This window comes from Arthrobacter sp. CJL-S3 (assembly GCF_056711635.1).
The window spans coordinates 1,681,529-1,697,007 of record NZ_CM160046.1; the positions used below are offsets into that span (position 1 = coordinate 1,681,529).

General features: G+C 67.7%; 13 protein-coding genes. All 13 read left to right on the plus strand.

Annotated elements, in window-relative coordinates; translation table 11 throughout:
- Complete coding sequence (gene ftsW, locus AC06G6_RS07585; RefSeq protein WP_479827812.1) at window positions 1–1,443, plus strand: putative lipid II flippase FtsW; 1,443 nt, start codon at window positions 1–3, stop codon at window positions 1,441–1,443.
- A gap of 6 nt (window positions 1,444–1,449) precedes the next feature.
- A complete protein-coding gene (gene murG, locus AC06G6_RS07590) occupies window positions 1,450–2,622 on the plus strand; it encodes an undecaprenyldiphospho-muramoylpentapeptide beta-N-acetylglucosaminyltransferase (RefSeq protein ID WP_479827814.1) in 1,173 nt (390 codons plus the stop codon).
- A 4-nt stretch (window positions 2,623–2,626) separates the two neighbouring features.
- On the plus strand, window positions 2,627–4,042 hold the full coding sequence (gene murC / locus AC06G6_RS07595) for a UDP-N-acetylmuramate--L-alanine ligase (RefSeq protein ID WP_479827816.1): 1,416 nt from the start codon (window positions 2,627–2,629) through the stop codon (window positions 4,040–4,042).
- Window positions 4,035–4,916 (plus strand): cell division protein FtsQ/DivIB, encoded by an 882-nt coding sequence (locus AC06G6_RS07600; RefSeq protein ID WP_479827818.1) that lies wholly within the window; start codon window positions 4,035–4,037, stop codon window positions 4,914–4,916. The genes murC and AC06G6_RS07600 overlap by 8 nt, the downstream gene beginning before the upstream one ends.
- Window positions 4,917–5,127: 211 nt before the next feature.
- Window positions 5,128–6,348, plus strand: a complete 1,221-nt coding sequence (gene ftsZ, locus AC06G6_RS07605) for a cell division protein FtsZ (RefSeq protein ID WP_282383607.1) — start codon at window positions 5,128–5,130, stop codon at window positions 6,346–6,348.
- Window positions 6,349–6,447: 99 nt separating this feature from the next.
- Window positions 6,448–7,275: a purine nucleoside phosphorylase YfiH/LACC1 family protein gene (locus AC06G6_RS07610; RefSeq protein WP_479827820.1), complete on the plus strand. Its 828-nt coding sequence runs from the start codon at window positions 6,448–6,450 to the stop codon at window positions 7,273–7,275.
- A gap of 12 nt (window positions 7,276–7,287) precedes the next feature.
- Window positions 7,288–8,034 (plus strand): YggS family pyridoxal phosphate-dependent enzyme, encoded by a 747-nt coding sequence (locus AC06G6_RS07615; RefSeq protein ID WP_479827822.1) that lies wholly within the window; start codon window positions 7,288–7,290, stop codon window positions 8,032–8,034.
- Window positions 8,035–8,122: 88 nt separating this feature from the next.
- On the plus strand, window positions 8,123–8,653 hold the full coding sequence (locus AC06G6_RS07620; RefSeq protein WP_307463137.1) for a cell division protein SepF: 531 nt from the start codon (window positions 8,123–8,125) through the stop codon (window positions 8,651–8,653).
- Between the two features lie 138 nt (window positions 8,654–8,791).
- A complete protein-coding gene (locus AC06G6_RS07625) occupies window positions 8,792–9,100 on the plus strand; it encodes a YggT family protein (RefSeq protein ID WP_307463135.1) in 309 nt (102 codons plus the stop codon).
- A 150-nt stretch (window positions 9,101–9,250) separates the two neighbouring features.
- Complete coding sequence (locus AC06G6_RS07630) at window positions 9,251–9,937, plus strand: DivIVA domain-containing protein (protein WP_479827825.1); 687 nt, start codon at window positions 9,251–9,253, stop codon at window positions 9,935–9,937.
- A gap of 139 nt (window positions 9,938–10,076) precedes the next feature.
- Complete coding sequence (lspA, locus tag AC06G6_RS07635) at window positions 10,077–10,661, plus strand: signal peptidase II (RefSeq protein WP_479827827.1); 585 nt, start codon at window positions 10,077–10,079, stop codon at window positions 10,659–10,661.
- Between the two features lie 202 nt (window positions 10,662–10,863).
- A complete protein-coding gene (locus AC06G6_RS07640) occupies window positions 10,864–11,721 on the plus strand; it encodes an RluA family pseudouridine synthase (protein ID WP_479828578.1) in 858 nt (285 codons plus the stop codon).
- Window positions 11,722–11,814: 93 nt separating this feature from the next.
- A complete protein-coding gene (dnaE, locus tag AC06G6_RS07645; protein WP_479827829.1) occupies window positions 11,815–15,372 on the plus strand; it encodes a DNA polymerase III subunit alpha in 3,558 nt (1,185 codons plus the stop codon).
- Window positions 15,373–15,479: the final 107 nt, after the last annotated feature.

Consider the following 15,479-nt stretch of genomic DNA (forward strand, 5'->3'; position numbering starts at 1 on the left):
ATGGTCAGCACGCCCACACGTCACCCCGCGGCCGCATCGGCCGCAACCAAGACGCCCGTCGCGAAGTCACCGTCAGCGAAAGCCCCGGCGCCCGCGGCGGCAACAGGCCCGCAGGCGGCCGTCCGGAAGGCCCAGGGCTGGCACCGGGCCTTTTGGTCCGCCCTGGAAGGAACCGGGAAGTCCCGCAACGGCTCCACGTACTACCTGATCCTGGGATCGACCCTCGCGCTGACGGCCATCGGCATCATGATGGTGCTGTCCGCTTCTAGCGTCGAAGCCATCGCGGCCGGGGAGTCGCCCTACTCCGCGGCCCTCAAGCAGGGGATGTTCGCCGGGATCGGCCTGTTCAGTATGTTCCTGCTCTCGCGCGTCAACGTGGTGTGGCTCAAGCGCGGCGCCTGGTTCGCCATCCTCGTGGCGTTCGTGCTGCTGGTGCTCGTGCTGCTCATCGGCCGCAGCGCCCTCGGCAACCAGAACTGGATCGACGTCGGACCCTTCACGTTCCAGCCCTCCGAGGCGGCCAAGCTCGCGCTTGCCCTGTGGATGGCCACCGTCCTGGACCGCAAGGCCAAGCTGCTGTCCCAGGCCAAGCATGCCCTGATTCCCGTCGTACTGCCGGGCGCCGCCGGCGTGATCGGGCTCATCCTCATGGGCAACGACCTCGGCACCGCCATGATCGTCATGATGATCACCGCCGCCGCCCTGTTCTTCGCCGGAGTGCGGCTGTACCTGTTCGGCATCGCCGGGATCTTCCTCGCCGCGGCCACCGCCGTCCTGGCCATCACGAGCCCCAACCGTGTCTGCCGCATCCTGTCCTGGACCGGGCAGACCTGCGCGGACGGCTCCGACCTGAACTACCAGTCCACCAACGGCCTCTACGGGCTCGCCTCCGGCGGATGGTTCGGCGTGGGGCTGGGCCAAAGCCGGCAGAAGTACAGCTGGATCCCGGAAGCCCACAATGACTTCATCTTCGCCATCATCGGCGAGGAGCTCGGACTCGTCGGAACCCTGGTGGTGCTTGTCCTCTTCGCCATCCTCGGCACGGCCATCTACCGCGTCGTGGTGGCCCAGAAGGCCATGTTCCACCGGGTCCTGGCCGGCACCATCATGGTCTGGCTGCTCGGCCAGGCGACGGTCAACATGGCCGTGGTCACCGGACTGGCCCCCGTGGTCGGCATCCCGCTCCCGTTCATTTCCTACGGCGGCTCGGCGCTGCTCATGTCGCTGTGCGCGATCGGCGTAGTCTTGTCACTGGCCCGCGCCCAGATGGCGCCCGGCCTGCAGCCCAAACGGCTGTTCAGGTTCGGCCCGGCCGGGCTCGCCGCGTCCCTGCGGAAGCGGACCGCGGCGCGTGCCGCGGCCGGCAAATCGGAAAAACCCGGCAAATCCGGCAAACCCAGTAAATCCGGCAAACCCAGCAATCCCGCACGAAAGCGTAATTAGGCCTCTATGAGCACCGAATCCTCCTTGTCCGTCGTCCTCGCCGGCGGCGGAACAGCCGGGCACATCAGCCCGCTCCTGGCCATCGCCAACGCACTCCGCGAGGCCCGCCCCGGGGTGCGGCTCCTGGCTGTCGGAACGCCCGGGGGGATGGAAGCCCGGCTGGTCCCGGCCGCGGGACTGGACCTCGCCACGGTCAGCCGGGTGCCCTTCCCGCGCAGGCCTTCCATGGACCTGCTTCGGCTCCCCGGCCGGCTGGCCGGTGCGGTGAAGCAGGCCGGCGTCATCCTCGATGAGGCCGAAGCGGACGTCCTGGTCGGCGTCGGCGGGTACGTCTGCACCCCGATGTACCTCGCCGCCTGGCGCCGGAAAATTCCCATCGTCATCCACGAGGCGAACACCCGCCCGGGACTGGCGAACCGCGTGGGTGCCCGGCTGGGCGGACACGTCGCCGTGGCCTTCGCTGCCACCAGGCTGGGCGCCTCCCGGCACGTCGGCATGCCGATGCGCAAGGAAATCTCCGGCCTTGACCGGACCGCGGCCAGGACCGCGGCCCGGGCCGCCCTCGGCCTGGACCCGGACCGTCCGGCACTGATTGTCACGGGCGGCTCCTCGGGCGCCCAGAGCATCAACCGCACCATCGCCGCTTCGGTCGGCCTCCTGGCGGAGGCCGGCATCCAGACCTTGCACCTCACCGGACGCGGCAAGGCAGTCCACGACGCTGGCGGCAAGCCCCTCGCGGCACCCGGCTACCAGCAGCGCGAGTACGTCGACGGCATGGAAACCGTGTACGCCGCGGCAGACCTGCTGCTGGCCCGGTCCGGAGCCGCGACGGTCTGCGAGGTCGCCGCCGTCGGCCTGCCCGCCGTTTTCGTTCCGCTGCCGATCGGCAACGGCGAACAGGCGCTCAACGCCGCCGGACTCGTCGCAGCGGGAGGTGCCCTGCTCGTGGAGGACAGCACCTTTTCGCCCGGCTGGGTCAGCGAGCACATCATCCCGCTGCTGCAGGACCCCGACAGGCTCGCCCGGATGGCGGCCAGCGCCGAACAGCTCGGCATCCGGGACGCCGACCAGCGCATGGCCGGCCTCGTCCTTGAAACGGCGGCCTCGGTGCACGCTAAGCAGTCGAAGGCACAGTCGGCAAAAGCAAAGCCCCCGACGCAGCACAGCAGGAAGCGGTAACGGAATGACCCAGCCCGAACACCAGCACGCCCCCGCGGCGGCCCGCACCGGGGACGACCTCGGCCGGGTGCACTTCATCGGCATCGGCGGTGTCGGGATGTCCGCTGTCGCCCGCATCCTGGTGGCCCGCGGCCTGCCGGTCAGCGGCTCCGACGCCAAGGACCTGCCGGTCATGGCGGACCTCGCCGCCGCCGGCGCCCGCATCTGCGTCGGCTACGACGCCGCCAACCTGGGCGACGCGCAAAGCGTGGTCGCCGGTTCAGCGATCCGCCCGGACAATCCCGAACTGGCTGCGGCCCGGGCCGCCGGGCTGCCCGTGCTGCACCGCTCCGAGGCCCTGGCGGCCGCGATGGCACAGGACACCGCCGTCACCGTGGCCGGCACACACGGCAAGTCCACCACGACGTCGATGATCACCGTCCTCCTGCAGGGCGCCGGCCTGGACCCGTCCTTCGCCATCGGCGCGAACGTCCCGGCCCTGGGCGTCAACGCCGCCAGCGGCAGCTCGCCGGTCTTCGTCGCGGAGGCCGACGAATCCGACGGCTCCTTCCTGAACTACCGTCCGCAGATCGCCGTCGTGACCAACGTGGAGCCGGACCACCTCGACTACTACGGCACCGCCGAGGCCGTCTACGCCTCCTTCGACCGTTTCACCGCCCTGCTCCCGGCCGACGGCGTGCTGGTTGCCTGCGCGGACGACGCCGGCGCCCGGGCCCTTGCGCAGCGGACCCTGGAGCGCGGCAACACCCGCGTCGTGCTGTACGGCACCGGCGATGACGCCCAGGTGGTGCTGCACGACGGCGGCCCCGGGGACGTCGCGATCACCACCCCGGCCGGACGCTTCCCCCTCGAGCTGCACGTTCCCGGGCGGCACAACGCCCTGAACGCGGCGGCGGCCTTCGCCGTCGCCCTGGAACTCGGAGTGGACCCCGGCACGGCCGCCGGGGCCCTGGCCCACTTCACGGGGGCGTCCCGGCGCTTCGAATTCAAAGGCGAGGGCCGCGGGGTCCGGGTCTATGACGACTACGCCCACCACCCCACCGAAGTGCGGGCAGCCCTGTCCGCCGCCCGGTCAGTGGCCGGCGGCCACAAACTGCACGTCCTGTTCCAGCCGCACCTGTTCTCCCGGACCCGGGAATTCGCCGAGGAGTTCGCCGCGGCGCTCAACACCGCCGACACCGCCCTGGTCCTGGACATCTACCCCGCCCGCGAAGATCCGATTCCGGGCGTCAGCAGCCAGCTGATCGCTGCGCATCTTGGCTCCGGAGGCCGGCTCGTCGGACCGGGCGACGAGGCGGTGCAGTCCGTTGTCTCCGCCGCCGGGGCCGGGGACATCGTGCTCACGGTCGGAGCCGGCGACGTCACCGCCTACGGGCCGCTGATCGTCACTGCCCTGAACGACGGTGCCCACGGTGCCTAGCACCCGCCGGCCCAGCTACCGGGCGGGCGCACGCCGGCCGCCCACCGCCCGCGGGGAGTCGGGGTCCTCCGACGTCATCTCCGCCTCCAAGGACAGCCCGGCGACCGGCCACGCCACCGCACCGGCGGCCCCCGCGGCCCCCGCGGCCCCCGACAACGTCCTGTCCTTCCCTGAACCCAAAGCCAAACGCCGCAGGCGCATCCTGCAGGGCACCATCGCGGCCCTGGCGGTGCTCGTCGCGGGCATCCTGGCCGCCGCCGTCTACTCGCCGGTCCTGGCCCTCCAGACAGTCACCGTGGAGGGGACCAAACTGCTGACACCGGACCAGGTCCGGACGGCCCTCGCGCCGCTGCAGGGCAAGCCGCTGCCGCAGATCAGCGACAACGACGTGACAGCCCTCCTGCAGCCGCTGGTCCAGGTCAAGAAGGTCACCGCCGAGGCCCGCCCGCCGTCGACACTGCAGGTCACCGTGACCGAACGCGTGCCGGTGGCGCTGGTCAAGCAGGGCGAGGCGCACCAGCTTGTCGACGTCGACGGCGTGAAGCTCAGCGACACCGCAGACCCGGAGTCGATTCCGCTTCCGGTCATCGACGGCGGAGGCGGCACACTGCCCAAGGACCTGTTCCATGCGATCACCGGAGTCCTTGGGGCCCTGCCGGCCGATGTGCTGGCCAGGCTCTCGAACGCCTCGGCGAAGTCAGTGGACGCCGTTGAGCTCAAGCTCGTCGACGGCCAGACGATTGTCTGGGGCAACGCGGGGGAGAAGGAACTCAAGGCCAAGGTCCTCGAAGCCCTGCTGAAGGCGCCCGCGGACCCCAAAAACCCGGTGCGGACCTACGATGTCAGCGTGCCGCGGCACCCGGTCACCCGATAGCCGCCGCTCACTTCCGGGAAGCTATTTCAGCGGTAATACCGCGACACGCGGCGCCGGTAATTGAATGTCCCCGGCATAGGAAATAGCGTCACAACATGAGTTACTTGACATAACTATAACCTTCAACTCGAAGGTTAGGGTTTAAAGCTTCAAGCTCGACTCCATCAGTTTTCGCAATAGCGCAATAGAACACGAACAAGGGACACGTAACGTGGCAGCTCCGCAGAATTACTTGGCCGTCATCAAGGTCGTCGGCATCGGCGGCGGTGGCGTGAACGCAGTCAACCGCATGATCGAGGTGGGTCTTCGCGGCGTCGAATTCATCGCGGTCAACACCGATGCTCAGGCACTGTTGATGAGCGATGCAGACGTCAAGCTCGACATCGGGCGTGAGCTGACGCGCGGCCTGGGAGCCGGTGCGAACCCGGAGGTCGGCCGGCAGGCTGCAGAGGACCACGCCGAGGAAATCGAAGAGGTCATCCGCGGCGCGGACATGGTCTTCGTCACCGCCGGCGAAGGCGGCGGCACCGGCACCGGCGGCGCTCCCGTCGTGGCCCGCATCGCCCGGTCGCTCGGCGCGCTGACCATCGGCGTCGTCACCCGCCCCTTCACCTTCGAAGGCCGCCGCCGCGCCGGCTCCGCCGAAGCCGGCATCGACGCCCTCCGCGACGAAGTCGACACCCTGATCGTCATCCCGAACGACCGCCTGCTCTCCATCAGCGACCGCAACGTCTCAGTCCTTGACGCGTTCCGTTCCGCCGACCAGGTCCTGCTGTCCGGTGTCCAGGGCATCACCGACCTGATCACCACCCCGGGCCTGATCAACCTCGACTTCGCCGACGTCAAGTCCGTGATGCAGGGTGCAGGCTCGGCACTGATGGGCATCGGCTCGGCCCGCGGCGAGGACCGCGCGGTCAAGGCTGCGGAACTCGCCATCGCCTCCCCGCTGCTGGAGGCATCAATCGACGGAGCCCACGGCGTGCTGCTCTCCATCCAGGGCGGCTCGGACCTTGGACTCTTCGAAATCAACGAGGCGGCCCGCCTGGTCCAGGAAGTCGCCCACCCCGAGGCCAACATCATCTTCGGCGCGGTCATCGACGACGCCCTCGGCGACGAGGCCCGCGTCACGGTCATCGCGGCCGGCTTCGACGACGTCAAGGCCACCTCGCCGTCCATGGACCAGTCCCTTCCGCAGTCGGCTCCGCAGCGTCCGGCAGCGCCGGCAGCAGCCCCGGCCCAGGCTCCGGCCTCGGCCCAGGTCCAGCCCCTGCATGCCACGGTCGGCGCCTCCGGCTACGGCGGCTGGGGCCAGCAGCGTCCGTCCGCGGTCCCGGCAGACTCCGGCTTCGACGTCGACCTGCCCTCCGTCGTGGAGCCGGACCTGTCCGGCCGCCACTCCGACGACCTGGATGTCCCTGACTTCCTCAAGTAGATCCTGAAGCACCATGGCACTGCCGGATGGCAGTGCCATGGTGCTTTCTCGTAGGATCGAAGTTCTGCAAACAAGTTTGGCAACGATTCGGGGTTTTGAGTGTTCTCGTGGCGGGCGGAAGTCCGGCCCGGCGTGTGGGTGGCTTTCACCGACGCCGCCGCCGGCAACCTGGCGCTCCATGTCGGCGACGACCCGGCCGACGTCGGACGACGGCGCCGGACCATCGAGGCGGCGCTGGGGCTCAGCGGCCGGCCCTTCCAGTACATGAACCAGGTCCACGGCAACAACGTCGCCTTCGTCGGCCCCGCCTCGGCGGCGGCTGCCGGTTCTGGCGTCCCGGCGGACGGTGCCTCGACCGCTGGTGCCCCGGCTGCCGGTGCCCTGACGGCTGTTGCCCCGGCTGCCGGTGCCCCCACCGCCGACGCCATGGTGTCCTTCGGCGAACCCCTGGCCGTGATGGTGGCGGACTGCGTGCCGATCGTCCTGGTGGGGGACAGGGCCGGCGGGAAAGCCCCCGTCCTGGCGGTGGTGCACGCAGGGCGCCCCGGCGTCGCGTCCGGCGTCGTCCCGGCGGCGGTGGCGCGCATGCACGCACTGGGCGCGGCGGGGCTGGGCGCCTGGATCGGCCCGTCCGTCTGCGGGCGCTGCTACGAGGTCCCCGCGGACATGCGCGACGACGTGGCCGCCCGCGTGCCCGCGGCCCGGTGCACCACCTCCCGCGGCACCCCCGGCCTGGACCTGCCGGCCGCCGTCCGCAGCCAACTGCAGGACGCCGGCGTCAGGGTCGAATACTCCGGGGGATGCACGCTGGAAGACGACACCCTGTTCTCCTACCGCCGTGATCCGAACACCGGACGATTCGCAGGACTTGTATGGACCGACGCCGGGCACTCCGGCCAGGGACCCCTCGGGCGAATGAGCAAATGAGTGAATGAGCGGATGACTGAACACGAGCCCGCACCCGGGCAGCACGATCCCCGGCTGGACCAGCTCCGCGAGCGGCTTGCCGCCGTCCGGCAGCGCATCGACACCGCCGTCGCGGCGGCCGGCCGACAGGAACAGCCGCCCCAACTGATCGTGGTCACCAAGTTCCACCCCGCCGAAGACGTCCGGCGGCTCGCTGCGCTTGGTATCACCGACGTCGGCGAGAACCGGGACCAGGAGGCTGCGGAAAAGGCCGCCGCACTCGGCGGACTGCAGCTCCGCTGGCACTTCATCGGCCAGCTCCAGAGCAACAAGGCCAAGTCGGTCGTCAAATACGCCCACGCCGTGCACTCCGTGGACCGGCCGCAACTGGCCAGCGCCCTGGCCAAGGCCATGGCCGTCGAACAGGAACGCACCGGACGGGCGCCGCTTGAGTGCTTCATCCAGGTCAGCCTCGACGACGACGCGGGCGCCCACCGCGGCGGCGCCCTTCCGGTCGACGTCCCGGCGCTGGCGGACCAGCTGGCCGCTGCGGAGGGCCTCCGCCTGGCCGGCGTCATGGCGGTCGCCCCCTTCGGCGGGGATCCGGTCCCGGCATTTGAGAAGCTGGCGGAGCTGTCCGCCGAACTGGCCGCCGTCCATCCCGGCGCCACCGGCATTTCCGCGGGCATGAGCCAGGACCTGGAACAGGCCGTCCGGTTCGGGGCGACACACCTGCGCGTTGGCTCCGATATTCTCGGTCCGCGTCCGGCGTTGCGGTAGGTTCGACGTATTGGAAGGTAATGGCGGGGATTCCAAGGCTACTAAGTCAAATGATCGGCCCGCTGACGGACACGATTAGGAGTCGACCATGGCCGGCGCTCTGCGCAAGACAATGATCTATCTTGGGCTCGCCGATGGCGACGAACACTATGAGTCCGAGCACCAAACATCACACAAGGATGAGGACAATTCCATGGATCATGACCGCGAGGAACGCCGCGCACCGGCGCCTGTCCGCGAGGTCCCCAAGGAAGAGCCCTACGCCGCTGAAGAGGAATATCGCGCACCTGTGACACCCATCAAGCGAGCGGCATCAAGCCGTGAAGAGCACACCGGACTCCGCCAGATCACCACGATCCACCCGCGGTCCTACAACGACGCCAAACTCATCGGTGAAAGCTTCAGGGACGGCATCCCCGTCATCATGAACGTCACTGACATGGGCGAAGCGGACGCCAAGCGACTCGTCGACTTCTCCGCGGGGCTGGTCTTTGGACTCCGCGGCAGCATCGAGCGGGTCACCAACAAGGTCTTCCTGCTGTCGCCGTCGTACGTTGAAGTCATCGGCGATGACAAGAAGGTCAGCGAGACACAGGCAAGCTTCTTCAACCAGAGCTAGCCAAGGATTCTTCCGACAGATGCCAGGCAAGGACACCTTGTCTGGCATCCGTGCTGAAATTTCCGTGTTGAAATAGAGGCGTAACCATCAAGAGGACACTGCGGTATCCGGAATGAACATGGAGATATGAGTTAACTCATGGGAATTGTTTTCGGACTTGTCTATATCGCCCTGCTGTTGTTCTTTGTTGCCCTCATCATCCGGCTGATCTTCGACTGGGTGCAGATGTTTGCGCGGAGCTGGCGGCCGCACGGCGCGGCCCTCGTCACCGCGCACGCTGTGTATTCGGTCACAGACAGGCCCCTCAAACTGCTCCGTCGGCTCATCCCGCCGCTGCGGCTGGGGGGAATCTCCCTGGACCTCGGCTTCCTGCTGCTCTTCGTGGCGGTCACCATTGCCATGGCGGTAGCCAAGTTCCTGGTGTTCTCCCAGCCCGTCGTGGCGTAGCCGGGCCGCGGACCCTGTCCGCAGCCACCAACAGATAGAAAACTCCGGTTTGACACTGCGGTGTTGAATTAGAGTAACCAGACCATATTTAGGTACCGTAGTTTGATGGCCGAAAGGCCTACTGACTAACTAGACCAACGAGGTGACCAGATGGCTTTGACGCCAGAAGACGTTGTCAACAAGCGCTTTCAGCCGACCAAGTTCCGCGAAGGCTACGACCAGGATGAAGTTGATGACTTCCTGGACGAGATCGTCGTCGAACTGCGACGCCTGAACCAGGAGAACGACGAGCTTCGCAAGAAGCTCGCCGAACTGGGCGCCGGCACGCCTGCCAGCTCCGCCGCCGCGGCTCCGGTCGTGGAAAAGGTTCCGGCACCCGTCAAGGTCGAGAAGGATGACCGCGCCAAGGCCGAGGCCGAGGCCAAGGCCGCCGAAGCTGCCAAGGCTGCTGAAGCTGCCAAGAAGAAGGAAGCCGAGCAGGCAGCCACCCCGGCACGCACCGTCGCCTCCCCGGCAGCCGAGTCCGCTGCAGGCCTGCTGGCCATGGCGCAGCAGATGCACGACAAGCACGTCGCCGACGGCGAGCAGCAGCGCGACAAAATCATCGCCGAAGCGCAGATCGAGGCCAGCAGCCTCGTCAACGACGCCCAGGAGAAGTCCCGCAAGATCCTCGGCGCCCTCGAGCAGCAGCGCTCCGTGCTGGAACGCAAGGTCGAGCAGCTCCGCGGCTTCGAGCGCGACTACCGCTCACGCCTCAAGGCCTACATCGAAGGCCAGCTGCGCGACCTGGATGCCCGCGGCTCCGTCGCGGCCCCTGAGGTTGAAGCCAACAGCTAGGGCGGAAAGCCAAGTATTCTGAAAGCCGGTGGCTGAGGATTCCTCGGCCGCCGGCTTTTGGCATTAACCACCGGTTCCCCGGCGGCCGTGACCAAGCACCAGCTCCCAGTCCCCGCACTGGCCCCTGAACGAAAGCCCTATGACTGACGCACCGACACCTGACGCCACGCAGCCCGCCGAGCCGGTCGACGCTGGTCCCACCAGACCGCGGCCGCGCCGTGCCCTGCTGCTCGCCGTCTTCTTTGGCCTGGCCGTGTTCGCCTACGTCTTCGACCAGCTGACCAAACTGTGGGTTACCGGGAACATGACCGAGGGGGAGCGGATCCCGGTGCTGCCCCCGCTGCTGCACTGGTACTACATCCGCAACTCCGGCGCCGCGTTCTCGATCGGCGAGAACGTCACCTGGGTGTTCACCATCATCATGACGGCGGTCTCCATCGCCATCCTGCTGCAGCTTCGCAAACTGGGGTCGCTCTGGTGGGCCCTGGCCCTCGGCTTGCTGCTCGGCGGCGCGCTGGGCAACCTCACGGACCGGCTCTTCCGCGAGCCCTCGTTCGCCATGGGCCACGTCGTGGACTTCATCCAGCTCCCCAACTTCGCGATCTTCAACATCGCCGACTCCGCCGTGGTGTCCTCCGTGGTGATCATCTGCCTGCTGACGCTGCGCGGGATCTCCCTGGACGGCACCCACCTGACGAAGGACACAGTGAAACATGACTCCTGAGCGTACGGCGCCGGAGCACAACACGCCCGAGGACCTGGCCCCCGAGGACCTGGCCCCGGCCGGTGCCCCGGCGGAGGACATCCTGCCCGAAGACGTCGACGATGACACCGACGCCGGCGGCGCCACGGCTGCCGCCTCCTACCGGTTCGTGGTGCCCGATGAACTGGCGGGAAGCCGGGTGGATGCCGGGCTGGCGAAACTCATGGACATTTCCCGCTCACAGGCCGCCGTGCTGATCGCGGAGGGCAACGTCATCAGCAAGGACAGGGCGGTCGGAAAGTCGCTCAAGCTCGCCCCCGGCGCCGTGCTCGACGTCACCGTCCCGGCACGCCGGGACCCCCTGGAAATTGTGGAGGAAGTCGTGGAAGGCCTGAACATCCTGCTGGACGATGACGAGTTCGTCGTCATCGACAAACCGGTCGGTGTGGCCGCGCATCCCTCGCCGGGCTGGGTGGGACCCACGGTCGTCGGCGGCCTGGCCGGCCTCGGCTACCGGATCTCCACCTCCGGCTCCCCGGAGCGCGCTGGCATCGTCCACCGGCTCGACGTCGGGACCTCCGGGGTGATGGTGGTCGCCAAGACCGAAGAGGCGTACACCGCGCTCAAGCGGGCCTTCAAGGAACGCACCGTGGACAAGGTCTACCACGCCGTGGTCCAGGGCCTTCCGGATCCGCTGGCCGGCACCATTGACGCGCCGATCGGCCGCCACCCGGGCCACGACTGGCGTTTCGCCGTGATCGAGGACGGCCGGGACTCCATCACGCACTACGAGGTCCTGGAAGCCTTCGGGAAGGCCTCTCTCGTGGAGGTCCACCTCGAGACCGGCCGCACCCACCAGATCCGGGTCCACTTCGCCGCCCTGCGCCACCCCTGCGCCGGCGACCTGACCTACGGCGCCGACCCGCGGCTCGCCGCCACCCTGGGACTCACCCGGCAGTGGCTGCACGCCCGGCAGCTGGGCTTCGACCACCCCCGCACGGGGGAGCGGGTCACGGTCACCAGCGAGTACCCGCAGGACCTGCGGTACGCGCTGGAGGTCCTGGAGTCCGGACAGGCCTGACGGTCCTGCTGCGCCGCCGGATGTGACCTGTCCGATCCGGCGGCGGCCGGAGTGCCGCGCCGAAAGGTCGGTGCGCGGCACTAGAATGATTCGGTGACTTCCAGCAACGACTCGTTTGTCCATCTCCACAACCACACCGAGTACTCGATGCTGGACGGCGCCGCCCGGCTCAGTGAACTGTTCGACGAAACCGAGCGGCTCGGCATGCCGGCCCTCGCCACGACGGACCACGGCTACCTGTTCGGCGCCTTCGACTTCTGGAAACGGGCCACCGACCAGGGCATCAAACCGATCATCGGCGTCGAGGCCTATGTCACGCCCGGGACGGCCCGCACGGACAAGACCCGCGTCCGCTGGGGCGAGGAGAACCAGCGCAAGGACGACATCTCCGGCGGCGGCGCCTACACGCACATGACGCTGCTCAGCTACAACAACGTGGGCATGCGGAACCTGTTCCGTGCCTCGTCGATCGCCTCCCTGGACTCGGTCTTCGGCAAATGGCCCCGGCTGGACCGCCAGCTGCTCAACACCTACTCCGAAGGCTTGATCGCCACCACCGGCTGCCCGTCCGGTGAGGTCCAGACCCGGCTGCGGCTCGGTCAGTACCGCGAAGCCGTCGAGGCGGCCGCCGAGTTCCGCGACATCTTCGGCGCGGAAAACTACTTCTGCGAACTCATGGACCACGGCCTGGACATCGAGCGGCGCGTCACCGGTGACCTGCTGCGCCTGGCCAAGGAACTGAACCTGCCGCTGGTGGCCACCAACGACCTGCACTACACTCACGAGCACGACGCGAAGGCGCACGAGGCCCTGCTGGCCATCCAGTCAGGCTCCACCCTGCTGGAGCCCACATATGACAACGGCGGCTCGCGCTTCGCCTTCTCGGGCAGCGGATACTACCTGAAGTCACCGCAGGAAATGCGGGAGCTGTTCCGCGACCACCCGGAGGCGTGCGACAACACCCTCCTGATCGCCGAGCGCTGCGAAGTGTCCTTCAACACCGGCGCCAACTACATGCCCCGGTTCCCCTGCCCCGAGGGGGAGGATGAGACGTCCTGGCTGGTCAAGGAAGTCGACAAGGGACTCCAGTACCGCTATCCCAAGGGCATCCCGGACAAGGTGCGCACCCAGGCCGACTACGAACTCGGTGTCATCACGTCCATGGGGTTCCCGGGCTACTTCCTCGTCGTGGCCGACTTCATCAACTGGGCCAAGAACAACGGCATCCGGGTGGGTCCCGGACGCGGTTCGGGCGCCGGGTCCATGGTGGCCTACGCCATGCGCATCACCGACCTCGATCCGCTGCACCACGGCCTGATCTTCGAGCGCTTCCTCAACCCGGACCGCGTCTCCATGCCTGACTTCGACGTCGACTTCGATGACCGGCGCCGCTCCGAAGTCATCGACTACGTCACCCGCAAATACGGCGACGAACGCGTCGCGATGATCGTCACCTACGGCACTATCAAGACCAAGCAGGCCCTCAAGGACTCCTCCCGCGTGCTGGGCTACCCGTTCAGCATGGGCGAACAGCTGACCAAGGCCCTTCCGCCGGCCGTGATGGCCAAGGACATCCCGCTGGCGGACATCCAGAACAAGGACTCCAAGCGCTACAGCGAGGCCGGTGACTTCCGGCAGCTGATCGCCACGGACCCCGAGGCCGCCAAGGTGTTCGAAACGGCGCTCGGCATCGAGGGCCTGAAACGCCAGTGGGGCGTCCACGCGGCCGGCGTCATCATGTCCTCGGACCCGATCATCGACGTCATCCCGGTCATGCGCCGTTTCCAGGACGGCCAGGTCATCACCCAGTTCGACTACCCCACGTCCGAGGGCCTCGGACTGATCAAGATGGACTTCCTAGGCCTGCGGAACCTCACGATCATTTCCGACGCCCTCGAGAACATCAAGATGAACCGCGGGATCGACCTGGACCTGGAGGCGCTGGAACTCGACGACACCGCGTCCTACGAGCTGCTGGCCCGGGGCGACACCCTCGGGGTGTTCCAGCTCGACGGCGGACCGATGCGCTCCCTGCTCAAGCTCATGAAGCCTGACAACTTCGAAGACATCTCCGCCGTGCTGGCCCTCTACCGGCCCGGCCCCATGGGCGCCAACGCGCACACCGACTACGCCCTGCGCAAGAACAAAATCCAGGAAGTCATCCCGATCCACCCGGAGCTGGAGGAACCCCTCTCCGAAATCCTCGGTGGCACCTACGGCCTGATCGTGTACCAGGAGCAGGTCATGGCCGTGGCGCAGAAGCTCGCCGGCTACACCCTGGGCCAGGCCGACATCCTGCGCCGCGCCATGGGCAAGAAGAAGAAGTCCGAGCTGGACAAGCAGTTCGCCGGCTTCTCCCAGGGCATGCAGGACAACGGTTACTCCATGGCCGCGGTCAAGACCCTCTGGGACATCCTGCTGCCGTTCTCCGACTACGCCTTCAACAAGGCCCACTCGGCCGCCTACGGCGTGATCTCCTATTGGACCGCCTACCTCAAGGCCCACTATGCGCCCGAGTACATGGCCGCCCTGCTCACCAGCGTCGGGGACGACAAGGACAAGTCGGCGATCTACCTCAACGAATGCCGTCGCATGGGCATCACCGTGCTGCCGCCGGACGTCAACGAGTCCGCGCTGAACTTCACCCCGGTGGGCACCGACATCCGCTTCGGCATGGGGGCCATCCGCAACGTCGGCGTCAACGTCGTCGAGGCCATGGTGGCCGCCCGGGACACGGAAGGCGCCTACACCTCCTTCAAGGACTACCTGGTGAAGGTCCCGGCGGTGGTGTGCAACAAGCGCACCATTGAGTCGCTGATCAAAGCCGGCGCGTTCGATTCGCTCGGCCACCACCGGCGCGCCCTGGCAATGATCCACGAAGAAGCGATCGACTCCGTCATCACGCTCAAGCGCAACGAGGCGATCGGCCAGTTCGACCTCTTCGCCGGGTTCGACGAGGCGGAATCCGAGGCCTCGCTGAGCATCGAGATCCCGGATCTTCCCGAATGGGAGAAAAAGGACAAGCTCTCCTTCGAACGGGACATGCTCGGCCTGTACGTCTCGGACCACCCGCTGCAGGGGCTCGAGGGGGTCCTGAGCCAGCACGCCGACCAGTCCATCACCTCGCTCATCGCCGAGGACGGCCCGCACGACGGCACCATCGTCACCATCGCCGGCATGATCACCTCACTGAGCCGGCGGATCGCGAAGGCCAGCGGCAACGCCTACGCCCGCGCGGAGATCGAGGACCTGGGCGGTTCCGTCGAGGTCATGTTCTTCGGCCAGGTCTACGGCCCCATCGCCTCCGTCCTCGCCGAAGACCTGATCGTGGTGGTCAAGGGAAGGCTGCAGCGCCGCGACGACGGCGCCGTCGCCCTCAACTGCATGGAACTGTCCGTTCCGGACCTCAGCGAGGGCCTCAACGGCCCGGTGGTGATCACCATGCAGACCCACAAGGCGACCGAAGCGGTCGTGACCGAACTCGGAGACGTGCTGCGCACCCACCGCGGCAAGTCCGAGGTCCGGCTGCACCTGCAGGGCGACTCCAGGGTGGAGATCATGGGCCTGCCGGTGCATCTGCGCGTGAACCCCAGCCCCTCCCTGTTCGGGGACCTGAAGGTCCTGCTCGGCCCGACCTGCCTGGACAACTGATATGCAGGGGTTCGCCGGCCCGGGTTAGCCTGCGCACCCGCGAGGTGACAGTTAACGCCCATGCCACTCAAAGACATGGGCGTCAACTGTCACCTCGCGAGGCGAGG

What these genes read in the sequence shown, in the direction of transcription:
- ftsW (WP_479827812.1), top strand. Translation starts at nt 1, where the DNA reads ATGGTCAGCACGCCCACACGTCACCCCGCGGCCGCATCGGCCGCAACC.
- murG (WP_479827814.1), top strand. Translation starts at nt 1,450, where the DNA reads ATGAGCACCGAATCCTCCTTGTCCGTCGTCCTCGCCGGCGGCGGAACA.
- murC (WP_479827816.1), top strand. Translation starts at nt 2,627, where the DNA reads ATGACCCAGCCCGAACACCAGCACGCCCCCGCGGCGGCCCGCACCGGG.
- AC06G6_RS07615 (WP_479827822.1), top strand. Translation starts at nt 7,288, where the DNA reads ATGACTGAACACGAGCCCGCACCCGGGCAGCACGATCCCCGGCTGGAC.
- AC06G6_RS07620 (WP_307463137.1), top strand. Translation starts at nt 8,123, where the DNA reads ATGGCCGGCGCTCTGCGCAAGACAATGATCTATCTTGGGCTCGCCGAT.
- AC06G6_RS07625 (WP_307463135.1), top strand. Translation starts at nt 8,792, where the DNA reads ATGGGAATTGTTTTCGGACTTGTCTATATCGCCCTGCTGTTGTTCTTT.
- AC06G6_RS07630 (WP_479827825.1), top strand. Translation starts at nt 9,251, where the DNA reads ATGGCTTTGACGCCAGAAGACGTTGTCAACAAGCGCTTTCAGCCGACC.
- lspA (WP_479827827.1), top strand. Translation starts at nt 10,077, where the DNA reads ATGACTGACGCACCGACACCTGACGCCACGCAGCCCGCCGAGCCGGTC.
- AC06G6_RS07640 (WP_479828578.1), top strand. Translation starts at nt 10,864, where the DNA reads ATGGACATTTCCCGCTCACAGGCCGCCGTGCTGATCGCGGAGGGCAAC.